Annotated in this window: 18 protein-coding genes and 3 pseudogenes; 13 read left to right on the top strand and 8 right to left on the bottom strand. The window is 54.8% G+C overall.

What is annotated here, in order from left to right; all coding sequences use genetic code 11:
- The first annotated feature begins 1,134 nt into the window (after positions 1 to 1,134).
- The gene (locus LCW13_RS00360; RefSeq protein ID WP_225347465.1) at positions 1,135 to 1,761 is read left to right on the top strand and encodes a recombinase family protein; all 627 of its coding nucleotides are present in this window, start codon (positions 1,135 to 1,137) and stop codon (positions 1,759 to 1,761) included.
- A 220-nt stretch (positions 1,762 to 1,981) separates the two neighbouring features.
- On the opposite strand, the gene LCW13_RS00365 is transcribed toward LCW13_RS00360, so the two are convergent.
- Complete coding sequence (locus LCW13_RS00365; RefSeq protein ID WP_225347466.1) at positions 1,982 to 3,592, bottom strand: recombinase family protein; 1,611 nt, start codon at positions 3,590 to 3,592, stop codon at positions 1,982 to 1,984.
- Between the two features lie 60 nt (positions 3,593 to 3,652).
- Here LCW13_RS00365 and LCW13_RS00370 point away from each other — a divergent pair.
- Both LCW13_RS00370 and LCW13_RS00375 read left to right on the top strand, forming a co-directional pair.
- Positions 3,653 to 3,865 (top strand): annotated as a pseudogene (locus tag LCW13_RS00370) (ATP-binding protein); the annotation flags it as partial.
- Positions 3,866 to 3,945: 80 nt separating this feature from the next.
- A complete protein-coding gene (locus tag LCW13_RS00375; protein WP_225347467.1) occupies positions 3,946 to 5,715 on the top strand; it encodes a hypothetical protein in 1,770 nt (589 codons plus the stop codon).
- 110 nt (positions 5,716 to 5,825) lie between these two features.
- On the opposite strand, the gene LCW13_RS00380 is transcribed toward LCW13_RS00375, so the two are convergent.
- The gene (locus LCW13_RS00380; protein ID WP_175088977.1) at positions 5,826 to 6,746 is read right to left on the bottom strand and encodes a bile acid:sodium symporter family protein; all 921 of its coding nucleotides are present in this window, start codon (positions 6,744 to 6,746) and stop codon (positions 5,826 to 5,828) included.
- A 204-nt stretch (positions 6,747 to 6,950) separates the two neighbouring features.
- Between LCW13_RS00380 and LCW13_RS00385 the strand changes: the two genes are divergently transcribed.
- The 5 genes and pseudogenes from LCW13_RS00385 to LCW13_RS17555 all read left to right on the top strand — a co-directional run.
- A complete protein-coding gene (locus LCW13_RS00385; protein ID WP_225347468.1) occupies positions 6,951 to 7,865 on the top strand; it encodes a cation diffusion facilitator family transporter in 915 nt (304 codons plus the stop codon).
- Between the two features lie 113 nt (positions 7,866 to 7,978).
- Positions 7,979 to 8,656, top strand: a complete 678-nt coding sequence (locus LCW13_RS00390) for a DsbA family protein (protein WP_175088979.1) — start codon at positions 7,979 to 7,981, stop codon at positions 8,654 to 8,656.
- A complete protein-coding gene (locus LCW13_RS00395; RefSeq protein WP_175088980.1) occupies positions 8,656 to 9,645 on the top strand; it encodes a M23 family metallopeptidase in 990 nt (329 codons plus the stop codon). The genes LCW13_RS00390 and LCW13_RS00395 overlap by 1 nt, the downstream gene beginning before the upstream one ends.
- 111 nt (positions 9,646 to 9,756) lie before the next feature.
- Positions 9,757 to 10,071, top strand: a complete 315-nt coding sequence (locus LCW13_RS17550) for a ZIP family metal transporter (RefSeq protein WP_254627027.1) — start codon at positions 9,757 to 9,759, stop codon at positions 10,069 to 10,071.
- A gap of 33 nt (positions 10,072 to 10,104) precedes the next feature.
- A pseudogene (locus LCW13_RS17555) lies at positions 10,105 to 10,539 on the top strand (ZIP family metal transporter); the annotation flags it as partial.
- A gap of 28 nt (positions 10,540 to 10,567) precedes the next feature.
- Here LCW13_RS17555 and LCW13_RS00405 read toward each other — a convergent pair.
- The gene (locus LCW13_RS00405; RefSeq protein WP_175088981.1) at positions 10,568 to 11,026 is read right to left on the bottom strand and encodes a MerR family transcriptional regulator; all 459 of its coding nucleotides are present in this window, start codon (positions 11,024 to 11,026) and stop codon (positions 10,568 to 10,570) included.
- Between the two features lie 86 nt (positions 11,027 to 11,112).
- Here LCW13_RS00405 and LCW13_RS00410 point away from each other — a divergent pair, with 86 nt between their 5' ends.
- The 5 genes and pseudogenes from LCW13_RS00410 (at position 11,113) to LCW13_RS00430 (ending at position 18,181) form a co-directional block, all read left to right on the top strand.
- Positions 11,113 to 13,299, top strand: coding sequence for a heavy metal translocating P-type ATPase (locus LCW13_RS00410; RefSeq protein ID WP_225347469.1), 2,187 nt, complete (start codon positions 11,113 to 11,115; stop codon positions 13,297 to 13,299).
- Positions 13,296 to 13,799 carry a signal peptidase II gene (lspA, locus tag LCW13_RS00415; protein WP_175088983.1) on the top strand — a complete coding sequence of 168 codons (504 nt, stop codon included), beginning with the start codon at positions 13,296 to 13,298 and terminating at the stop codon, positions 13,797 to 13,799. Before LCW13_RS00410 ends, lspA begins: the two co-directional genes overlap by 4 nt.
- 4 nt (positions 13,800 to 13,803) lie before the next feature.
- Entirely contained in the window at positions 13,804 to 15,330 is a 1,527-nt protein-coding gene (gene lnt / locus LCW13_RS00420) for an apolipoprotein N-acyltransferase (protein WP_175088984.1), read from the top strand.
- A gap of 52 nt (positions 15,331 to 15,382) precedes the next feature.
- Positions 15,383 to 16,444, top strand: coding sequence for a L,D-transpeptidase family protein (locus tag LCW13_RS00425; protein ID WP_225347470.1), 1,062 nt, complete (start codon positions 15,383 to 15,385; stop codon positions 16,442 to 16,444).
- A gap of 184 nt (positions 16,445 to 16,628) precedes the next feature.
- Positions 16,629 to 18,181: pseudogene (locus LCW13_RS00430) on the top strand (IS3 family transposase).
- A 60-nt stretch (positions 18,182 to 18,241) separates the two neighbouring features.
- Here the strand turns inward: LCW13_RS00430 and LCW13_RS00435 are convergent.
- The 5 genes from LCW13_RS00435 to LCW13_RS00455 form a co-directional block, all read right to left on the bottom strand.
- The gene (locus LCW13_RS00435) at positions 18,242 to 19,225 is read right to left on the bottom strand and encodes a hypothetical protein (RefSeq protein ID WP_225347471.1); all 984 of its coding nucleotides are present in this window, start codon (positions 19,223 to 19,225) and stop codon (positions 18,242 to 18,244) included.
- Positions 19,226 to 19,665: 440 nt separating this feature from the next.
- The gene (locus tag LCW13_RS17500; RefSeq protein ID WP_175088986.1) at positions 19,666 to 20,754 is read right to left on the bottom strand and encodes a TniQ family protein; all 1,089 of its coding nucleotides are present in this window, start codon (positions 20,752 to 20,754) and stop codon (positions 19,666 to 19,668) included.
- Entirely contained in the window at positions 20,754 to 21,638 is an 885-nt protein-coding gene (locus LCW13_RS00445; RefSeq protein WP_175088987.1) for a TniB family NTP-binding protein, read from the bottom strand. The genes LCW13_RS17500 and LCW13_RS00445 overlap by 1 nt, the downstream gene beginning before the upstream one ends.
- Positions 21,635 to 23,563: a Mu transposase C-terminal domain-containing protein gene (locus tag LCW13_RS00450; RefSeq protein ID WP_175088988.1), complete on the bottom strand. Its 1,929-nt coding sequence runs from the start codon at positions 23,561 to 23,563 to the stop codon at positions 21,635 to 21,637. Before LCW13_RS00450 ends, LCW13_RS00445 begins: the two co-directional genes overlap by 4 nt.
- Positions 23,556 to 24,188 carry a TnsA endonuclease N-terminal domain-containing protein gene (locus LCW13_RS00455; protein ID WP_225347472.1) on the bottom strand — a complete coding sequence of 211 codons (633 nt, stop codon included), beginning with the start codon at positions 24,186 to 24,188 and terminating at the stop codon, positions 23,556 to 23,558. Before LCW13_RS00455 ends, LCW13_RS00450 begins: the two co-directional genes overlap by 8 nt.
- Positions 24,189 to 24,200 lie beyond the last annotated feature (12 nt).

The raw sequence follows: 24,200 nt of genomic DNA on the forward strand, positions 1-24,200 counted from the left end.
TCCCCATCATGGATACCCACCCCTGAGAGCGCCTGTGAGAGAAGCCCTGAGACGCCCGTGTGACGTGAGCTAGCGATTAGTGCCCATTCACGGGGGAAACAAAAGGCCAACCTGTTTGTTACCTATGAGAGAGCAGAGAGATTCCTCTTCTAGTCCATCTGCTAGTTCACCTCCTTGCTTTCCCTTAGTGCCTCTCTGGGGAGTATCACCCTCCATGTACATACCTCTCATGAGCCTCCCTCAGTGAGTCCCACGGTAGGCGCTTCGCTTGGCTGACACTCGGCCCAGAGAGAAAGGCTCCATCGAGGGAAGGTGGTATTGGATGATCCCACCACTCACCGGCAACGCACCGACAGCACAGCGACAGCCAACAGCCTCGGCTCAAGACGGCCTTGAAGGCTCACCACTCGCGCTCTCTCGCTCAATCGGCAAGGCGAAGGCCCAGGATCTCTCATGGATTTCACACAGCGACGCCTCTCAGCCCCAGCTGGCGGGCATCACAGCGCAGCAGCACCAGAAGAACAGCACATCGAACATCTCTAGGTCGGATGCTTACGGACTCACTCACCGTTGGCACCGGCCTATTTTTTTGGCGCACATCTCTGAGCCGATATCTATGGGGGTGAACGCGCACAGCTACCCCGTTAGCCCCGTCTTCGTTCGTCGTTAGCCACCCACCCATGGCCACCCACTGTGCTTGTTCATCGCCAGCCTCGTTGCTTCCCTCGCTAACGCGGGATTTCACGCATTACCTACCAGCCAGCCTCGTTGCTGCTCCTCTTGCTAACTTAGGCTTTTCTAAGTTTCCAGCCAGCCTCGTTGCTCTCACTGCTTCTCGCTTAGTCAGGATATCCTGACTTTGCCGCCAGCCAGCCTCGCTGCTCCTCTCACTGCCTAACGCGGGACATCCCGCATTCCCTACCAGCCAGCCAAGCCGAGAGCCTCGCTACTCCTCGCCGTGTTCCCTCTGTCCGTCACGTCCGCCAGCCCTGCCGCCAGCTTAGATCAGAAGGTACACCCTGAGAGCCATGCTAGGGAGTTACCATCATCATGGATCAATAGTGTTTGACATGCCAATGAGCCACTCATAGTATTGAGCCATAGATTGTGATCCACCAAGGAAGGTAACCAACCATGGCAGCAACCATCGCTTACCTGCGCGTTAGCACTGACGACCAGACCACAGCCACACAGCGAGCCTCCATCGAGGAGAAGTACAAGATCGATACGTGGTTCACCGATGAGGCAACCTCGGGAGCGATCAAGGCAGAGCAACGTGAAGGGCTGAGCAAGCTCCTCCAGTACGTGCGCAAGGGTGACACCGTCGTGGTCTATGCGATTGATCGCCTTGGCCGTAACACCATCGATGTGCTGGAGACAGTCGAAGCGCTGGCCGCGAAGGAAGTCGCTGTGATCTCGACTCGTGAAGGCTTCGATCTCTCAACGCCCATGGGAAAGATGATGCTGACAATGCTCGCCGGTATGGCTGAGCTGGAGAGGAGCAACATCAAGGCGCGGCAGATGGCAGGGATCGAACGGGCGAGGACTGAGGGTCGAGCGCTGGGCAGAGAGAAGACCATCGATGACGCTCAGGTGGCTCAGTGGCGTAGTGAGAACAGCGCCAGCATCAAGGCCACAGCAGAGCACTTCGACATCTCAACGGCATCAGTGAAGCGTGCCTGTAGAGCAGCTGGTGGAGGAGAAAGCAAAGCCACTATGGCAATGAAGAGCGCCATGGCTTGGCCTTCAGAGAAGCAGTAGGGCAGCTGTAGAACGGCAGTAGTAGGGCTATCCGCTTAACATCCTGGCCATCCTTGTGACGACTCGCAGGGATGGCTTTTTGCATCAGGGAACAGCAGTGGGTAGATGTATTTTTGTGATCACCCACCCCAGAGACAGCGCCTGTAGATATACATGCCCCTCAGTGGATCACACAGGCTTTGTGAGGGGCTGTACGTACGTCGATGAGTGTATGTTCGTCTTAGGCTAGGTGGCTCTCATGTGGCTTCTGTGAGGCTTCTCTAGGGTCTACCCATTCTTCATCGAGGAAGGTGTAAGTGATCAGGGTTTCCTCACCGCCTTGCTGCCAGTGAAACTCCAGTAGCCCTGTAGTGAAGTCGACGACCACCTTGGAGAAGCACCCACGCATGAGCGTGTTGATCTGTGCCTTGTCCTCCCAGTTCTCCTGTACTGCTGCCACTAGCTTCTGTGCTCGTCTCTGAGCCACGTCATTGTTGAAGCTGATCCTTTGTTGCCCCATCTGATCGATCTCTTCCTTGAGGGCTTCCTGTTGCTCCTGTAGAGCAGTGAGACGCTCACCGATGGCAGGGTGCTTGCTTGGATCAAGACCATTCTCGATAGAGGTTACGATGTTATGAATCAGTCCCTCGACACCTTCGAGCTGCCCAGTGAGGTCATCGAAGCGCTCATCAAAGTCGTCGTCACCAACAGGGCAATGAGCAGCGATGTAGGAGATGTTTTCTTGAATGAGAGGCTCGACCATGTCCACTCTCACAGCGTTGTAGACGCAGCCAGCTCCTTGCTTGGCTCGGTGGCAGACGAGGTAGACCCATCCCTTGGCCTTGTTCTTAGTGACCCTGATCATCCTGCTATCACATAGAGGGCAGACAGCTATGCCACCAACGATGTTCTGTACTGGTGACGATGAATGTCGTCCTCTCCTCGGGGAAGCACTGGCCTTGAGCATCTGGACAGCCTCGAAGGTCTCCCTGTCGATCACCGCTGGGTAGTAGCCCTCGATTGGCTCACAGGCTTCCCTGTGCTCCTTCCTGTCGGCACGGCTGGTGAAGGGAGTGAGTGTTCCGTAGGTGGCAGTGTTGGTGAGGATCTTGCTCACGTAGCTGGTGTGCCACAGCTTCCCTCTACCGAAGATCGGAGCGCCTTCCCTGTTGAGCCTCGCAGCGATGGACTGCTTGCCTGTGCCTTCCAGTGTCCACTTGAAGATGTTCCTGACCACCTCGCCACGCTCAGGGATGATGTCGAAGCTCACACCGTCATCGGATGGCTTGAGCCACTGAGGAGCGCGAGAGGTGAGGCGTACAGGCTTACCCTCAGCGATCATCTTCCTCTTGCTCTCCCACACAGAGCGAAGCCGCTTGGCCTTGGTGGCTGACTCCTCGTTGGCTCGCTGGAAGGTGACTACGGCCTGTAAGAAAGTCATCGGGTCTTGCGATAAGGTCTCTCTGCTGTAGACCCTCTCATCGAACAAGGTCACGACGTTGACGCCCATCTCACAGATGCTGCTGAGGACGCTGGCGGCCTTGTGGGGTGACTGTCGGGAGATCCTGTCGAGTGACTCCACTAGCAGGTAGGAGCCTTCAGCGATGATCTCGTCCTCCACAGCACGGAGGAAGATCCCTAGTGAGCCTGTCTGTCTGTTCTTGCCTTGGTAAGCGGAGATACCTAGATCGTGGAAGCTGTGATCGTCCAATGTGAGGCCGAGCTTCTGGGCGTAGTCCTTGGCTAGCTTGGTCTGTCTTCGGAAGCTGTCACCCTTCATCTGCTCTGGTGTGGAGAAGCGAAGGTAGCTGTAAGCCTTGATGGCTGGGGCTTTGGGCTGCTCGGGGGTCATGACTCAGCTCTGTTACTGCGTGTGTTGATGGCGGCAGCCTACATTGTAGGTCTTCACGTCCACAACCTGCTATTCGCTGGTCCGCCGGGCACCGGCAAGACGATGCTGGCCAGTCGCCTGTCCGGCATCTTGCCGCCACTGGGCGAAGGAGAAGCACTGGAAGTCGCGGCGGTGCGCTCGGTATGTGGTCTGCCGATCATGGAGCGCTGGGGGCAGCGGCCATTCCGTGCCCCGCACCACACGGCCAGTGGGGTCGCGCTGGTGGGAGGTGGCTGTCATTTCCAACAATTGTTGCGACTAAACAATAATTACTGCGACAATCTCTATGTTGAGTTTACATAGAGCACGCCCTTGTGACCGTTTCTCTCAAACAATGCAGAACCTTTAGCTTTCAAGATGGCACCCTTAAAGACGAAACTGAGCGCTTGGTCGTTTGGTGGTACGGGCCTATCTTCAAAAATATCCGCTCACAAAGCGTCCCTAAAATTTATGTATTTTTAAGACCTATTGATCAGGAGAACAAATTAGGAGATGTGATTAAGCGAACGACGGTCTTAACGCATGTCGGGCTATTGAGAATCGGCTCCGTCTGGGAAAAGGGCGTGAGCAACTCCCGCATCGCATTTGAGGAGAAAACATTCCCTGTTTCGTTCTCTCCGGGCGGCTGGCGGATTGTCTCCTTAGACGACTTACACAAAGCAGGGCGCAGCCTCTATACCTCCTTTCATGAGGCAAGCTATTTACCGCTGGACAGAAAACACAAATCGTACCTGATTGAATTTTACCTCCCAGGTGGCAAACATCTGCTCATCCCTTGCACCGAATTTTTTGCACGCGTTTACGGTCGATCATCTGAAATCAAGCGGGTGCTCGCCACTTACCCTTGGGAAGAAGTAAAAGAGCGTCTTTATCGACCGCTTAACGCGCCTGCATCCCCAGGTACGTGGCCTGTCAAATTTACGTATCGTGTTCATAAACACGATGCTATTTTGCTCGCGCATATGCTGTACGATCCCTATGCTGAACAGGCTGCCAGAAGCATTTACTCACAGATTGAAGCCCGCTTCCCCGCAGATAGGATACTTTTTGAGGTCACGCCTTGGTTCCAGGGCAGCGGGGAAATCTCTGTTTCTGGCGTTCCGATTGATGGTGGCAACACATTTCTAGGATTGCAGATATTAGGCTGTACGCAGCCCGACGGTGCCACGATCCACCGCGAAAGAGAGAAGTCAACGACAGTACCAGCCACCGATGGCGATGATGCTCCCACTCAATTTCCCTATCATCAGCTTCAAGACATCCCCGATGTCATTGACCTGACGGATGATGAAGAGCCCGACCATGGCTCTTCTTGGCTAGACCTTCCTGAGGACGAATTCGTTATTTTAGGTAAGCCTCGCGCTGTCTTGGATAAACGATATACTCGAAAAAATGTGCCCGATACACGAGGCGTCCCCGTTCCGGGTGACGAAACCATTTTCTCCACTGGGGAGCCACATGGATCAGGAAAAGGGGTCGGACAGGCCTCTATTCATGCTCCTATTACACTGGAATCACAGGGCTTTCTACGTGATATGTGGAATGCGCTTCTCTATTTACAATCGGCCTATCCCGCAACGATTCGTGGCGTTAGCTGGTTTACCTTTGAAGACGGCTTTAGCACTTCCCCCGACCCTCGGTTGATCAGCCTCGAACCTTTCGAAATAGACGAGGAGGTGAAAACGACAGTCGCTAATTGGGTTTACATTGATACTCAGACCAAGCTACCTCGCGGGGTGCTCGTCATTAGGGTGCATGTGTTAGATCAAACACTCTATCTCATGGAGATTCAACGACGCCCTCCAAAACCCAGAGCTGGCGGTAGCGAGGAGGCATCCAAGCCTCCTTCCTATAAAGGTTTGGTCTTCACGCTGAGCCACCAAGGCAGCTTCGAGCAGTGGTTACGCCAAGTGCTGTCTAACGTGCGGCACGTAGAAGGTGTTGTCCAAAAACTAGTTCGTCACTGCCCAGGATTCGCCGATACGTTTAAGCACCCTAAATCCAAAAAGGAACAGATACCCTGCGAAGCCTCTGTGTTAAATGCTTTTAGCAAGGTCAGTATTGGTCGCAGTGACTTAGCGTAGGTACTATTTGTAACCTTATAAGTAGGCGGTATCTGTTTTGTCGGTAAGAGCAACCAGTACACACCGTGTGCAGGTTGCTCTTCTGACGGAGAACCGATACGGCCATCCCTTCAGTGACGGGCGAGAATCTTCGCTGCGATGGGCGAAGTGATCATTTGAATCACGGCAAAAAAAGCGGCTGGAATCGCGATTTCTGATGGCAAACCGGAAGCAGCGACAAACGCTGCGGCAATGCTGAATTCCTTTTTACTGACCGTGAAAAGATAGGTAATCACCTCTTTGCGATCAGAGGTGAGTAACCGTGAGGACATACCTACCAGGTAGCCAATCAAATTGAGGCACAGGGCCGCGCCCGCAATCACAAACGCATACCAGCCATAGCCAATGATCGTGGTGGCATTCGGCCCGACCACGGCGAGTAGGATCAGCAGATACAGAATTGACCCTATCCCTGCATACGCTGAATCATGCCGTGCAAAGAAAGCCGAAAACTTTGTCCGCAAGCTGACCCCAATCACGGTAGGAACAAGCACGATTAGTGTTAATTCAAGAATAATTGAACCAAGCGGCACGTCCAACTGGAGGCCGGTGAGCCATAAAAACAGGAAGGGGACAATGAACGGACATAACGCGGTGTTGACTGCGTTGAAAACAGCGGCAAGCGCCACATTGCCTTTCGCCATCAGTACCAAAAGAGGAGAGGACACATCCGTCGGCAGAGTGCCGAGCAAGATTTGGCCAGCAGCCAGTGGGCCGCTTCCAAAAAATAGACGGCCCGTTAGCCACCCGGCAATCGACATCGGCCCATAGACCAGCCCCAATGCCAACAACTGCCGTGACGGCTTACGGAACACGATGCGCACTGCATGCGCATCGAATGTGAGGCTGATGATCAACATCAGTAATGCCAGTAATGGCCCAATCGCGAACTCAAGCATTATTCCGGTGGCCGGAAAGAGTAAGCCTACCCCCGCGACGACGATTACAAACCAGACAAGGTGCGCCTCGACAAAATAAATGAATCTACTCATGGTGGATTGGACGTTACCGGTTGAAGTGGATTGAGCCCCGCACCTAAAACATGATCACTTCGGCCCAGCACGCCATGACTTGCTTGGGAGCAAGGGACGCTCTTCCCAATCCAGCGATGCAAATAGACAATGCTCAAGGGTTGAAGCTTTAGTTGCTAGAGGTTTTATAGTACCAAGAACAGATAATTCGAGAGAAGGTAACAGATGGGACATCATCATGATCATCCTCACATTGATCCTGCCTCTGGCGACCGGCGCGTCAGCATCTCCATATGGGCCAATGGGCTCTTAACCATCGCTCAAATCGTCGGTGGCATTATGGCGGGAAGCTTATCGCTGATCGCTGATGCGTTACATAACTTTTCAGACATGGCAGCGTTAGTCATTGCTTTTTCCGCTCGTAAAATCGCCAGACGGCCCGCCGATGCGCATATGACCTTTGGCTATGGCCGCATCGAGATAGTGGCAGCACTCATCAATTACACCACCCTCATTATTGTCGGCGTCTACCTGATTTACGAAGGCGCTATGCGGATGATCGATCCCCCTGAGATAGAGGGATGGACGATCGTGATTATTGGTGGCGTCGCGCTCGTCGTCGATGCCCTTACCGCCATGCTCACGTGGTCAATGCAAAAAGAGAGTGTCAATATCCGCGCCCTTTTTCTGCATAACTTATCGGATGCGTTTGCCTCCATCGCTGTGATTATCGGTGGTTCGCTTATTTTACTGTACGACATGCGCTGGGTAGACCCCGCCATCACGATAGGGATTGCGCTATATATTCTTTACCTTGCCTTCTCTGAAATTGGTGGCCCTATCCGTACGCTAATGCTGGGGTCTCCCCCGGAAATTGACGGGCAGGCAGTCGTTGATACCGTCCGAAATATCGAGGGAGTCCAGGATATTCACCATGTGCATCTATGGCAGATGCAGGAAAACATGGCAGCCCTTGACTGCCACGTGGTTCTGACAGAAACCGGCTGGCAGCAGCTTGAATCCGTCAAAGCAGAGATCAAGGAGCAGCTTAAAATGCGCTTCAGTATTGCTCATTCTAGCCTAGAGTTTGAGCATAGTGATCACGCGCATCAAAATGCCAATCTATATGGGCACGAGTGACAGACCGAGGCCGACTCCCGGCTCAGGTAGGTAGCGATCGACTTACTCCCATAGCGATTGGCTTATTTTTCAACCCTACTTTTCCACCCCATCGTTGAGACAGAGAGAGAAACATGTTCAAAAAAGCGTCTTTTATATTAGCTGGTACGTTAATGCTGACCGCTGCAATCGTCGCCGTATCGAAGCCTGCCCTCTTAGACATGCAAGCTCAGGCAGCAAAAGAGAGCGGTGTCCAGGCCGAGGACTCCTTGGTGCGTCCACACTCCCCCATCTTGGGACGAGAAGACGCGCCGGTGACGATTGTGGAATTCTTCGATCCGGCTTGCGAAGCCTGCCGTGCCTTCTACCCACTGACAAAAAGTATTCTGGAAACCTACCCAGAAAAAGTGCGGCTCATCGTGCGCTACACTCCTTTCCACGGCGACGTATCGGACAAGGCCATTCGGGTATTAGAAGTTGCTCGTCGTCAGGGCGTCTTTGAACCGGTACTGGAGAGGCTGCTGGCTCGCCAGGATCAATGGGCTTCACATGGCAGTTTTGATGAATCCGCCATCCTCGATATCGCGAGCCAAGGAGGCCTTGATTTAGCGGCTGCCGAAGAGCAACTGACTTCTGCTGAGGTGCAGGCGGTGATTGACCAAGACATGGCGGATGTCAGAGCCAATCAGATTCGCCAAACACCCACCTTTTTTGTCAATGGCGAGCCTTTAGACCCCTTTGGTATGCAAGAGCTGATTGATGCCGTCGAGAGTGAAGTAGCGGAGATCTCTGGGGAAGGGGATGGCCAGTGATGCAGCGCTGGTGGTTATTAGGCTTGGTGGGCTTTTACCCCTTGCTAGCCGAAGCCAATTGGCAAACGCATCTGCCATTGCCGCCGTCTGAACTTAGCCCTGTCAAGTTACAGGCGGCTAGCGAGCAAGAAGGCACATTACCGCTCGATAGCGTTGATACCCTAACCTTTGGGCGTGATGTCGTCATTGATACCACCCTCTACGAGGCCTTGGCTGCAGAAGGTGTCCCAACGCGTTTCGCCACTAAACTGGAAACACTGCTCAGCGAGTTTATCGAAGCGCCGTTGGAGTTTTCTGGCAGTGAACGTATTCAATTAGTGTGGGAGGAAGATCGACGCCAGGACGGCACCCGTGTTGGGCCACCACGCCTCAGTTATGCCGCTCTGCCTGATCAGGCAGAGCCCTTGGAGGTCATTTGGCCGGTCACCCAAAAGGGGGACGTAGCTCTTTTCAAAAGCGACACCCTGCTAGGCACGTTGCGGTTGCCCGTGCTTAGTGCCCGCTTAACGTCTCGCTTTGGGAATCGGCGACATCCTGTGTATGGAGGGATGCGTCCTCATAATGGAATTGACTTGGCTGCGCCGACAGGAACGCCGGTCATTGCCACCGCACCTGGGCGCGTATCCTTTATGGGTCGCCAAGGGGGATATGGGCAGGTGATCGAGGTGGAGCACGACACAGGGGCAATCAGTCGCTACACACACCTTAGCCGATTTTCCCCACAGTTAGTGGTTGGGAATTTAGTCAATGCGGGAGAGTCGCTCGGAGAGGTAGGTGCCTCTGGGGTCGCCACGGGGCCCAACCTGCATTACGAAGTGAGAGTCAATAACCAGCCTGTTGACCCCCTTGGTCAAGGTCAACGCATCATGCTAGGCGAACAGCCGACTCAAAGTGAATATCAAGCGTCACTTTACGAGGCAAGAGATCGCTTAGAACAAGCTATCGGTACGGCGTCACTTTATGACTTGATCTCGTTTAACGAGCCGTAACCACTCGTGCTTAACAACGTTGCATGGGGGTTAGTAACGTGAAAGTGCGCTTGTCTCGTTATGGAACCCAAGCCGTGTAATCACTCATCTATCACAACACAGGTAATCGGTATGGAAGAGGTTTCTCCCGTCACCATGGGGGTATTGGCAAGCCTTGCGGCGGGCTTGATGACGGCTGTAGGGGCGCTTCCTGTCTTGTTTACCAAAACACCGAATCGTGGTGTTCGCGATTTAGCGTTGGGGTTCGCCGCTGGTGTCATGCTAGCGGCCTCTTTCTTCTCACTGATCATACCCTCCTTAGAAGCCTCGGAGCTGCGTTATGGCGGTAGCGTTGTGCCGGCTGCCATTGCTTGTGCGGCCATTTTGCTAGGGATTGGAATGGTCGCACTACTGAACGAGCTCTTACCTCATGAGCACTTCGAATAGGGGCGAGAAGGGCCAGAGGCTGCCTCACTACGCCGTATCTGGTTGTTTATTATTGCCATTACGATACACAACCTGCCAGAAGGGCTGGCCGTTGGCGTGGCCTTTGGCGCAGGGGGAAGCGAAGGAGGCATGCCGCTAGCGATTGGCATTGGACTTCAGAATGCCCCAGAAGGACTGGCCGTAGCAGTATCACTGCTAAGCGTGGGCTATTCACGTTGGCGGTCATGGACGATTGCCGCCCTTACGGGGCTTGTTGAGCCGTTGGGTGGCTTATTAGGCGCTGGAGTCATCAGCATGTCACAAGCGCTACTGCCCTGGGGGTTGGCCTTTGCAGTGGGGGCGATGTTGTATGTGATCAGTCATGAGATTATTCCCGAAACTCATCGTAGCGGGCACCAAAAAAAGGCCACGCTGGGCCTCTCCATCGGATTGGTGCTCATGCTGTTTTTGGATGTCTCGCTGGGCTAACCATGGGGCGTGGGGCGTAGCGTTAGTGCTAACCCAAGTCGTGAGCCCCTCCATGCGAGTTTTCAGTGATACAGAGCTGATGATCACTAATGACCTCAATGATTCGACAGCTTTCCACTTTGCCACCGGCACACTGCGTGACCATCCGTTGAAGCTCCTCACGCAGTGCGGAGAGTCGTTGAAGGCGAGACTCCACTTGCTTTAGGTGATGCGTGGCGATGGCATCGACTTCTTGGCAAGGCATATCAGGTTGATCTGACATGGCCAAAAGCTCTCGCACTGACTCCACCGAAAAGCCAAAGTCTCGGGCATGACGAATAAAGGTCAAACGCCGCACAGCGTCGTCTCCATAGCGGCGCTGTCCTCCGCCGGTTCGGGTCGCATCGCGCAGCAACCCAATACGCTCGTAATAACGAACTGTTTCAGGTTTGCAATCAGCTCGTCGTGCTAACTCACCAATGCTGATACTTTGGCCGATCATCGACATGGTAAAACTCCTTAGGCAGGGCTTGAAGCTGTAGTTGCTACAAGGTTTACACTTCAAAACCATAGCCCATTGGCAGGAGAGGCACCATGAAAACATCGACGCCGACAACAGCGCCTACCGTCTTGACGCTGCGTGTTGAAGGCATGGACTGCGGCGGTTGTGAGCGCAAGGTTGTGTCGGCGCTAGAGCGGCTGGACGGCATTGAGGAAGTCACAGCAAGCTCGGTCACGGGATCGGTGAAGATTCACCACCGCGATCAGGGTGGCCCCTCTCAACAGACCATTGAGGGCATCCTGAACGAACTAGGCTATCAAGTGACTTCCCCTGCAGGCCAAACACGCGCATCTGATGCTTCATCCCCTTGGTGGCAAACCGCTAAAGGGCGCTTGGTCATTATCACAGGCAATCTGCTGATCGTAGCCTTCGCGCTTCGTTTAGCATGGCCTGCGCTGGGTAATGTGCCGTTCATTCTGGCCACGCTGGTCGGCTTAATGCCCATTGCGCAGAGTGCCTGGGGCGCCCTCAAAATGCGCAACCCCTTTACTATCGAAATGCTGATGTGCATCGCTGCGCTTGGTGCATTGGCTATCGATGCTGCTGCTGAAGCCGCGATGGTCGTATTCTTGTTCGCCGTAGGTGAGCTACTCGAAGGGGTAGCTGCGTCACGGGCGCGCCGCAGTATCTCAGCCTTGGCAAATTTAACACCCTCAACGGCAAGGCTGATGGACAATGGCCATCTGCGTGACGTCTCGGCGGAGTCACTTAAACTCGGTCAGCGTGTGCTGGTGCGGCCCGGTGATCGCGTTCCTTGCGATGGACGTATCCTGGTGGGCACGTCCGACCTTGATGAGTCGCCGGTAAACGGCGAGTCCATCCCCCGTTCGCGCTCGCCTGGTGATGACATTTTTGCTGGCACAGTGAATCTTGATGCCGCCCTGGAGGTGGAGGTAACACGAGGCGCTGATGACAATACAATCGCACGCGTTATTCGCCTGGTTGAAGAAGCACAAGCCGCCAAGGCACCCATAGCACGCTTTATTGATCGTTTTGCGTATTACTATATGCCCGCCGTCGTCTTACTCGCCCTACTGATGGCGATAGTGCCACCGCTGGTATCGACCATGGCATGGTCGGAGTCGATTTACCGTGCGTTAGCATTGCTGTTAATCGCATGCCCCTGCGCGTTGGTCATTTCCACCCCAGCCGCCATCGCCGCCGGTCTCTCGGCGGGCGCTCGGCGCGGCCTACTGATCAAAGGGGGAGCCGTTCTTGAACAGTTAGGTAAGCTTCGCTTGGTGGCATTAGACAAAACGGGCACCCTCACTGCGGGTACCCCAAGAGTCACAGATGTGGAGTCTTGGATTGCTGAGGAAGACGATAACAGCGTATTGCGGCTCGCCGCCGCAATAGAGCGGGATTCCAGTCACCCTATCGCCACGGCTATCGTTGAGCATGCTCGACAGTCGGGCATCAACCTCCCCACCGTCACCGGCAGCCGCGCTCTGGCGGGGCGCGGTGTTTCCGGCCAGGTGGAGGGTCGCGAGCTGAGCTTAATGACGCCTCGCCACCTTCACGAGCAGGTCATCCTTGAGGAAAGTCTCAGTGCTCGGATTGTCGCGTTAGAAGAAGCCGGTAAGAGCCTCGCTCTCCTCGTCGAAGGCGAGCATTTGTTGGGCTTGATCGCGGTTCGCGATGAGCCACGCGAAGATGCCATTGAAGGCCTAGCGGCGCTATCCCGTTTAGGCGTACAGGCGGTCATGCTCAGCGGTGATAATGCCCGCACCGTCGCTGCCACGGGGGGGCGCTTAGGCATTGAAGCGTACGGCGAACTAATGCCTGAAGACAAGGCAGCGTATGTTCGAGACTGGCAAGCGGCAGGCCGTGGCCCCGTCGGTAAAGTAGGCGATGGCATCAACGATGCACCGGCACTCGCGGCAGCCGATGTCGGTATCGCGATGGGAGGCGGCACGGATGTGGCGTTGGAAACCGCCGATGCAGCCTTGCTCAAGAACCGCGTTACCGGCATCGCTGAGCTGATAGACCTCTCTCGTGCCACGCTGCGCAATGTGAAAACCAACGTTGTTCTCGCGCTCGGCTTAAAAGCCATTTTCCTGGTCACCACAGCTCTGGGTATTACCGGCATGTGGATTGCGGTGATGGCCGATACCGGTGCTACCGTCCTGGTGACGTTGAACGCCATGCGACTGCTGGGTTACCGCTTTTCGCCCAGTACCGCAATGACAGGCCTGTCACAAGGAAAAGTAACCTCATGAGAACAGTGCAACACGATAGCCCTTCACGTCGCTGGCCATGGTTCATATTAGCTTGCGTGATGGCTCTAGCCGATCAACTGGTCAAGGAAATTGTGCATGCCCAGATGTCGTTTGGCCAAGTCATTCCGCTAACGCCGTTTTTTAACTGGGTTTATACCGGGAATACAGGAGCCGCTTTCAGCTTTCTCGCAGAAGCAGGGGGGTGGCAGCGCTACCTCTTTCTAGGTTTAGCGTTGGTGGTCGCCATTGTATTGATGGTGCAGCTATGCAAACCCCTGCCGCGTTTGGAAGCCTGTGCGTACAGTCTGATTCTTGGCGGCGCGCTCGGTAATACCGTTGATCGCTTAGCGCGAGGGTACGTCGTCGACTATCTGGACATTTACTGGGGCGAATGGCATTGGCCCGCCTTTAACATGGCCGATATCGCGCTATTTGCCGGTGTGTTGATGTTCGCGGTGGCGTTATGGCGTGAAAGTCCTGTTTTTAAGCGCTCTGAGTAACGCTATGGATGTGGTCGATCAAGATAAAGAATATACGCTTTTTGCTGGGCGACTCTCACCAATAATCGATTGCGTTGTAGCGCTCGCCGCTGGGGTACTGACCACCTTGAGTGCCGCCCCCTTTTCCCTATGGTGGCTTGGCCCAGTGGCCGTGGCACTGGTCTATTGGAAGATACAGTCGCTAACGCCCGTCATGGCCACCCTGCGTGGGTGGTGCTATGGGGTAGGCCTGTTCGGTTCAGGCACGTCGTGGGTCTTCGTTGCTATTCACGATTTCAGTGGCACCGGGGCCTTGGTGGCGATGTTCCTCACCACTCTTTTTGTCAGCGTCCTGGCGCTCTTCTTTGCAGTCCCCTTTGGGCTCTATCGACGCATCACGGGGCCACGGTTCGCCTTTCTTAGCTTTGCCGGTATGTGGGTGGTGAGCGAATGGCTACGCACCTGGTTGCTCACCGGCTTCCCCTGGTTATTGTTAGGCACCTCTCAGATAGATTCTCCACTAGCCCCATGGGCACCCGTTGGTGGTGTGTACTTGCTGTCACTTATGACCGCGCTGACAGGTACGTTAGGGGTAGAGGTACTGCGTCGCCGCTGGAGTTGCCTTGTCCCAATGGCCGCCTTGTGGGTCGTTCCATTCTTATTGCCCGCCCAATGGACAACCCCGGCTGGCAAGCCCATCCGGGTGGCATTGCTGCAAGGGAATCTTGACCAACGCATTAAGTGGACTGCCCAAGGGCAGCGCGAGGCGGTCAATATCTACACAACAATGACACAAGAGCAAGCAAGGGACATCGATCTCATCGTTTGGCCCGAGGCAGCCCTTCCCATGCTTGAGCAGGAAGCACAGCGAATACTGGAGCAAGTAGCGTCCGACCTGGGGCCTAACACCGCCTTGTTGACCGGCATTTTGCAACGCGACAGTGAAGGGCGCTCTTATAACAGCGTCATAGGGCTAAATGATGTGCAAGGCGAATACCAAAAAGCGCATTTAGTACCCTTTGGCGAGTATTTGCCATTCCAAAGCCTCCTCGCTGACACCCTTGCTTTTTTCGACTTGCCAACACCCCGGCTGACCCCTGGTTCAGACGTACAGGCTCCGTTACACGTGGCTGGCACTACCATTGGCACTGCCATCTGTTACGAGATCATTTTCGCCGATCATGTCGCCCAACAGGCGCGTAATGCCGAGCTGCTATTAACGGTTTCCAACGATACGTGGTTTGGGCGTTCCATTGGCCCACACCAACATCTTCAAATGGCGCGTTTACGTGCCTTAGAAAATGGTCGTCACCTACTTCGAGCTACCAGTAATGGCGTGACGGCCATCATCGATTCACAAGGTCACGTCACAGCCCGTGCCCCACAGTTTGAACAGGCCAGTTTAACTGGCGAGGTGACCCCGATGCAGGGCCTAACTCCTTTCACACGCACCGGTAGTGGCCCCGCTTGGATACTCGCTGCCTTGCTGACACTGCTCGGGTTACAACTGAACTTATCTCGATCAAAAAACGACGCATTAGATGAAAAATGAACCTAGCGATACTCCTGGCAAAGAACGCAGTAATACTTAAGAGATTCCTCCCATGGCCAATGCAGATCGGCTTCATCGTGAGTGTGGTGGTTTCGTTTCTGGCATGGCCCACTGTCGCCATGGAGACACAACCCGACACAACCCGACACAACCCGACACGACCCAGGAGACGGAATGGCCCAAAGGGCATTACCCGCTACCAGAGGAAGGTAATATTATCGGAGAGGCTGACACCTTTATCGTAAAGGATTACGACGATACCTTGATAGATATTGCCAGGCGTCACAACCTTGGCTATTTGGAGATGATCCGTGCAAACCCAGAGGTTAGCATCTGGGTTCCAGGGGTGGGCACGGAAGTGACTATTCCGGGACGTTTTATTCTGCCGAATGTGGAGCGTACTGGGATCGTTATCAATATCGCCGAGCTGCGGCTTTACTACTACCCAGATGTCAAAAACGGTGAGACACCGCGTGTTGAGACCTATCCTATTGGCATTGGTCGCGAAGGGTTTGATACTCCTCTAGGCGTGACCGAGACCACCATGAACATTAAAAACCCCGCGTGGTACCCGCCTGAGTCGGTAAAACGCGAAGCGGAAGCACGCGGTGAAACCGCGCCCAGCGTTGTGCCACCCGGCCCCGATAACCCGCTAGGAGACCATGCCATCATCCTAGGCTTCGATGGCTATTTGATTCACGGCACCAACCAGCCCGATGGCATTGGCATGCGCGCAAGCCGAGGCTGTATCCGCATGTTACCCAAAGACATCGAATCTATATTTGACCGCATTCCACCCGGCACCCAAGTCAACATCATCAATCAGTCGATCAAGATAGGTTGGGAAGGCGGTCAGCCGCTGATTCAAGCCTTTCCGCCGCTTGGAGAAGAAGAGCACAGTATGACCGCACTCACAGAGACCATGACACGCCTAAACCAATACAATGTCGATAACGTAAACCTCGATTACGAGCAGCTCAGCGATGTCCTGTCACTCTCTAACGGGCTTATAACCCCCCTACATCCAAATCAGGAACAGGAACAGGAACAGGAACCACAGCGCCACAGCCCAGAAGAGAAGTCTATCAAGGCATTTATGAAGACCTGGATCTGATGTCATCTCAACGGTCATGACACGCCTTCTGGCACACCGTTGAGCCCTGGCATATAGGTAGAGAGCCATAGCCCCGTCCAAACGGCGGGGCGACATTCGCGCGGAGCCCTCCCCCCACTGTCACGCTAGTTGGAGTATCAGCGGCTGTTAGACTCTGAACCATATGGGGCGTGATGAGGTTCCGATGAAGTACTCCGACGAGCGCCGGGAGGCCATCCTCAAGAAGCTGCTCCCGCCGCACAACCGCACGGTGGCAGAAGTGGCCCAGGAAGAAGGCATCTCCGCTGCGACACTGTACAACTGGCGCAAGAAGGCTCGGCAAGCAGGCCGTTTGCTACCTGACCAGAGCGATGATCCCGAAGGCTGGAGCTCGCAGGACAAGTTCCACGCCGTTCTGGAGACAGCGGCCCTCAGCGAGGCTGAGCGTGCCGAATACTGCCGGCAGCGTGGCCTCTATCCCGAACAGGTCCAGCGCTGGCGTGCGAGCTGTGAAGGCGCTAACGGCCGAAGCGATGCCGCCACCAAGCAGCAGAGTGAGGCACGCAAGGCGGAGCGCCAGGAGAACAAGGAACTCAAGCGCGAGCTCCGCCGCAAGGAGGCCGCGCTGGCGGAAACCGCCGCACTACTGACATTGCGAAAAAAGGCCCGAGCGATCTGGGGGGACGAGGACGAATGATCAGCACCACAGATCGCCAGGACGCCATACAGCTGATCGATGAGGGGCGTGCCCAAGGGGCACGCCTGCAGTCGGCATGCGCTGAACTCGGCATCGGCACCAACACGTATCGCCGCTGGGTGCGGGGCGATCAGGATCGCCGGCCTCAAGCGGTGCGGCCTGTCCCGCGTCATGCCCTATCGCCGGAAGAGCGTCAGCAGGTGCTGGAGATTTGCCATCGTCCTGAGTTCGCCAGCCTGCCGCCTGGGCAGATCGTGCCGCGGCTGCTGGACGAAGAAGGCCGCTACGTGGCGTCAGAGTCCAGCTACTACCGCATCCTCCGGGAGCATGGTGAGCAGCACCACCGTGGCCGCGCTCGCGCTCCACGTCCCAAGGGCGACCCCCAGCGACACCGGGTGACACGCCCCAATGCCTGTTGGAGCTGGGACGTGACCTACTTACCGACCCAGGTGCGTGGTCAGTTCTACTACCTGTACATGATCGTCGACATCTACAGTCGCAAGATCGTCGATGCCGAGGTCTTCGACCAGGAGTCCATGGCCAATAGCAGCGAGGTAATCCAGCGTGCCGTGCTGCGCGAAGGCTGCATCAACCAGCCACTGGTATTATACGCCGATAATGGCTCCGCCATGAAAGGCTCGACGCTTCAGGCGACGCTGCAGCGGTTAAATATCACTCCGTCGTACAGCCGCCCTCGGGTCTCCAATGACAACGCCTTCTCAGAGTCGCTGTTCAGGACCTGCAAGTACCGGCCCGACTACCCGATGGACGGATACGAGAACCTGTCAGCGGCGCAGCAGTGGGTGACGCGCTTCGTGCAGTGGTACAACCACGAACACCGCCACAGCGCCATACGGTTCGTCACCCCGGGGGAGCGGCATGCCGGCCTGGATAACGAGGTGCTGGCAAGGCGAGACGCCATCTATGCCGAGGCGAAACGGCAACATCCCGGGCGGTGGAGCAGTGCCACCCGCAACTGGACACCGCGCCGGACAGTCTGGCTGAACCCCGACCAGGAAGACCCGCTGGTTCAACAGGATCAGCGATTAGAAGCCGCCTGATTACAGGTTCCAACAAGCTTGACAGACATCGCCTCCAAGTGACTGCGCGCTATCAGTGTCTTAGCACTCAATATCCAGAGGCAGCCAGTAGGTAACGTCACTCATTACCACCTGTATCCCGTCTGTCGTCCGCTCTACGGTCTGTTGTCGAAGCATTTTCTGCGTTACTTTTGTGTCATGGAAATACTCCATGGCAGCAACGATCCATGCCTCCCTCCAGGCCTCTCCTTGATCAGCACACCGGGCCATCGTCATCAGGGTGCGGGCTAGTGTTTCTTTTCGCCGCTTTCTTGCCCGTTTTACATCCACCCGAGGAGCCAACGTGGTGGCATGTTGGCGATTCAAGAAATTAGTAAACCCCGTCACCGAGGCTGCTTGTCCAGGCACCGCCTGCAAATAGTTGTCCACATCGCCCTGTTGAGGCAGTCGCTGCCCCTCCCGGTCAGTAGCGAGTAGCAATGCGGCTGCCGCTCTTAGTGCAAGTCGTGCGGAGGTGTGGGACGTTTTGCCCGCCTCTATACGGGTTTCTAATTGCTGCCAATAAGCATGCAGCGCTTTTTCTGATAAAGAAGCGGACGGCATAGACCTGAGACACGCTTTGATACGTCGTTTCTCTGAGTCGATCTTCTTTGCTTGGTGATCCGGCTCTACCCCTTGCTCTTCATGCAGCCATCGCATAAGAAGTCTTACACGCCGCAACCCCTCCGCCCCGAAGTGATGAAGCAGCTCCGAATAGCTCGGTATCCGTGACCATGCCTGGTCGATCTCAAGGAAGAACGAGAAGAAATGATTGATCTTGAGGGCAGCCTTATGCGGCCCTGTGGTACGAATCAGCCATTCACCAAATTCCCCAAAGGCCTCACTTAACGCTTGGGTAGTGATACCGGCTTGGCCAATGGTGATGCGTTTACGGCATGTTCGCGTCCAATAGCAGGGCTCACAGGCATCGCCTCGACCCGCTGGCATGGGATTGCCACACAATGGACAGGCAATTTTCCCTTGCTCATAACAGACGTTGCACAATGCGTCACCGCTGGATGTCATGACCAATAAGCGATGTCGACGACACGCGGAACAGGTACCGTGATCTGCCGTCGCACAGCGTGGACATAAGCGATGATCATGCCCCATACGCGTCACTCGGGTAAGACGTTGAGAGGGTTCCCCACACTCCTCGCAGGACTCTGACTCTCTGAAATAGGGAGCGCAGGCGATACAGACAGGGCCGTAGGGAGTGACCTTGCCGATGTTGTAGTCTGAACTGGCTTTTCCACATCGTGCACACGGTTTGTCGACTTCGCACTGACGACAGACGGCGTCTGGGTCATTCTTAGGCAAACGAGCTAACTCACCACATCGTGGGCACATCCGCTGCTTAAACTCACGAGCATAGCAAGTTGAGCAGTAACCATGCCCCTTATGGCGTCGCCACAATTTGGAGACTTCTCGACCACACTCATCGCAGTCTACCGTTTTGTGTTGCTTCAAGAGGTTGGCTCCGCTTTCATTCTCCGTTTTAAACGCGCCCATGAGGCTCTCACTGCGCGTTCCGACATGGGGCGATGAGCCGGTAGAGCACGGCGGCGATGCGGCCCATGAGGGTGATGAGATAACCGTGATAACAACGGCAACAATATAACGGGGGGTGACTTTCGGGAATCATGAAGCGCACTCGTTTTGACATTACAAGCGACCAGAGCGCTAAACGTTTCTTCAAGGCCTATACTTAGCAAACGCTCCACCGCCGCTAATAAAGCACAACGCTCGTTGACAGGCAGAAGCTCAAACGCCAACCCAGACACAGGCATTCGGCTATCCGTAATCGAAATGCCCAATGTTAGAAGCGCATCTGCGAGGGGTGACGCAGGCCGCCGACTTGCACGCCGAACAACGCCAACAAAGAAAGTCACCATAGAAAACCAATCGGCGGGTGCGATAGGGGCCTCCCTAAACGTCACGTTGCTTCTTGTTAAAGCACGATCAGCCATCACTTGGAAACTGAACGCTTCTGGTAAAGGCGACGTGCATACCGCCTTTCTAAAATCGTTATAACACCGGCTGCACTGAGCTAAATGTTGATCTTCTGCTGACAGGCGATGAGGCTCTATAGGGGCCTTGCATACCGGGCACTCATCTATCAGTTGCACCCCATGAAAGCGGCACCCAGTGTGCCAAGCGAATCGCCAGTGTCGGCGCAAGTAGGGGGCTGAGTCCTCTGCCAAACACAATGCACAAATCTGTTGTCCTCCATGGCGAGTTCGATTTCGGCTACCAAGGGCTAACAACCAGGGCCAAGTCCGCGTTTCCGGTAATGAGTAACCGGCCACTTTCTCACAATCGTCCCGCATCCCAGCTTTCTGAAACTCAGCGGACGATATCCCCGATGCATTGACTAATGGGCGCATTCTTACGAGGGGAATTTCCCTATCAATATCCCTTGTCCATATACGCCATGTTGGCCAGATAGCCCCGGTGAGCGACAAAGGATCACACCCCTGTCTCAACGCCGCCCGTACCAGCCATGAAGAAAGCGACTCTTCAGGCAACAGAGGCACACTCAGCGCCCAAGGCATTACAGCATCACCTCCCTAATGCCACGGGTAGGTCGCACCCATGATTTACTCTGAATAATTTTCTCATCGATACGTTCAGCCCCGGACAAAATAGCGGCATTGGCACACTCAATCAGCAGCCGGTGCAGGTCGCCAAAATTGCCGCCAGAGATCGCGTGAAGCTGGGTCGCCAATTGTGGCTCATGCAGTTGGGAAGGATGTTTGAGCGGTAATATCTTCTCAAAGCCAGCGAGCAGCTTCTGAAACTCCTGATTGAGCTCCCACTTCGGTAATGCAACCACATCAAAGCGACTCGCATGCTGCGGATCTGAATGCAGTACACGCACAGCATCCTGCGTACCCACACCAACGATGGGAATCATTAACTCATTGCATAGGAGCTTAATGGCATTCATCGTTTCGCGCTGCTTGACGGCACCACCGGTTAACAGTGAGTGGAACTCATCAATGATCAACAAGCGGGTATGGCAAGCCCGCAGTTGATGAATCACTTGGTAGCGCAGCTTAGGTACCGGGTCTGAAGGCCGATAGGGAGCCCAAAAGCTCTCTAACACTGCGATATACAGACTTTTCTCATCGGCACTCGGTGGGGCTTGAGTGACGATCACTGGTTTCACCGGTTCTACGTCTTCATTCACGTAGCCCTCACCGTACTGTTTACGAAACCGTTGAACGATGGTTGTCTTTCCGTTGTTGGAGTCACCCACGAGCAAGAGGTTAGGCATACGAGGACGACTAGGCTTCTCCATCAGCCCACGCATGACCTCAATGACACGATTGGCCAATGGATACCCCAACCATCGCGGTTGATCCATAAACTCCATTCGCTCTCTAGCGGACAGCCCCAAGACATGACGAAGATCAGGATGAAGGTGTGTGCTCATGATATGTCCCAGTTCACATCGATATCACCCGATAAGAGACCATCTTCCTGAGTGGGTGACTCTTGGGGGGCCGCGGTTGAGGGCGCATGTAAAAGGGGATCTGCAGGCGTCACCTTCTTCTCATGCTCTTTACGTCGTTGTGCCTGACGGCGACTTCGCTTGGTACGTGCTTGCGACTCCTCCACATGAGTTCGCAGTTCACTAATAGCGCGTAGGATTTCAGACTCATTGACCGAACTCCTGCCTTCCTGGCGAAGGCGCGCTTTGGCCTGGGCATGCTCCCAAACACTCATCGAGGGGAGGGCGAGATTTGCAAAGGGCACGCGAAAATAGTGCCCGAGCTCCGGGTCTTTGAACCAAACGACGCTAATGTCACGAGGGTCACGCCGAAACACAAAGGTGCGTTTCTTGCTTGGCGTATCTGGATCTTTGGCATTGATCCATGGCCTTAGCGCCTCATCGTAATAGTTCATGCCATCGATGGTCACACCAAAGGTCTGGATCGTGCGCTGAAAGCTGGGCAAAAAATCGAGCAATACAGAAAGTCTATCAGCAGGCCGTGGCGCTAAGCCAACTCCCTGCACGTCAGCATTGCCAAACACACCGATTTCCCATTTCCGCACCGGTGACATACCAATTCCAGAATGAAGACGCTGGTGGTAAACCTTACAAATCAACGTCACCAGCCACTCTTCAAACTCGCTTTTCGTCATGGCCGCGTGCTTCTCTGGATCGTACCCCTCTTTCTCTTTAATGGAGGAGAAGGTCGTCCCAGGCAGGTTATGGATTTCTTTGAGAATAGAGCCCAGCACCCGCTCAATATGGCCACCATAACGAGGCTGCTTAACAGGCCGAAACTCAAGGTTGATCCCATAGGCTAGGCATGAGCGCCGAAACGTCTCTGAGCGAAAATCTGGGCCGTTATCGACATGAATCGTGGCGGGTGTGCCCCATACCGGCCACTCAGCCTCCACATTATGCAGTAGCAACCACTCATCTTTAGGAAGCATGGAGTGCGCCACACACATGCCGACAGATGTTTCAGAGGGCGGGTCAAACGACAAGTAATACCCCGTGACCACACGGGTAAACACGTCCATGGCCAACGTAATCCATGGGCGACCAATCGGCTTGCGATACACGTCATCGACCAAAATAATATCGGCAGGCGTGTGGTCAATCTGCATGACCGCTAGCGGATAGTCAGCATTGGGAAACTTCCCGGCTGCTGGCTGGAACTTGTTAATGGCTTTGTCTCTAAAACCATGGCCACGCAACCGGTCACGCTCTGGGATATCACGCAGACGAGCACGAACGGTACCAGGGCTCGGCGGGTCGATGCGCCGTTCATGGCAACGCCGCATCACTTCCTGTACCGCCTTTTGTGCGGACGGACGCTGCAGCGTCAAATACACCTCTTTGATGACTTCCTGAATCACTGCCTCGGCATGCGCGGGAATACGCGACTTTCCCTTCTTCCACCCTGGCTTTTGAGGAATCAATGCGAGCACCGAGCCCGTCGCTTTATACCGCTTTAACCAACGGTAAATCGTAGCCGTATCAACCCCCGTTTGTTTCGCACGCTCCTCCGCTGCATCCCGCCCCACCGTACGGCGATCCACCAAGGGCTTAATGATCGAAAAGCGATGCTCGGCCTCTTGCCAATCGGCATCCCCAATCTCGGATATATCCTGATCAGGGAGCACAGACCCGCTATTGAGAGGCGCTAGTTCTTTGATGCGAAGCGGGCAACTACGCCCGGACTCAACGGCAATGCCAATGACTGTCTCAAAATCAAGCACCTGGGAAATTCGGTAAACGGTGCCATCTTTCTGAACCTGCTCACCCACCATGATCTGCAAGTGTTGGCGTGTTTGAGCGACGCCGCTATTGGGCTCAGTTGTGTTGCCACGATGATTATTCATAATCGGGTACCCACACCTCTGATAGAGGACTGAAAGATTGAGCCATATCGCAATCTAGCTGTCGGGTCGCCAGCAGATGCCATAAATGCGCAATCCCCTCTGCCCGATAAATATCGCCCATGAAGTGCCGAGACAGCAGGTAATCCAAAGTCGCCACCCCCATCTCCCTCACGGTGTTGAGGACTGCCTGGCTTTCGACAGAAGGAAACACCATCCGCTTATAGCGCGCTAGGAAGGTAATGTTGTCCAAGGTCTTATCACGAATGCGGCTTTCATCATGAATGCGAAACGCCCAGCCCTCGTTGTTGGCATGCCGTATCGCCGCCTTCCATTTAGGCGACCATTCACGCCAATGTGCTTGCCACTTTTCCCGTGGTTTGACCTCCACCAGGAGAGGTTTTGGGTAATCCCTGTAATGACGGTTACCGAGACGGTAATACACCAAATAGTCAGGTGTGTAGGTGTAGCGCCTACCGGTCACGGGATGATGAAACGGGATCTCGCACGGCTGGGAAATCACACCAAGGACGCTCACATCAAAGTCAGCCTTGATGAGGAAATCACGTTCGAGCGTCGACTCGAACGCAATAGACTCCTCCCCGCGAAAGGCATAGTAGCCAGACACACTTCGTCGCGT

The sequence above is a fragment of the Cobetia amphilecti genome (genome assembly GCF_020217465.1).
GTDB classification, from domain to species: Bacteria; Pseudomonadota; Gammaproteobacteria; order Pseudomonadales; family Halomonadaceae; genus Cobetia; species Cobetia amphilecti.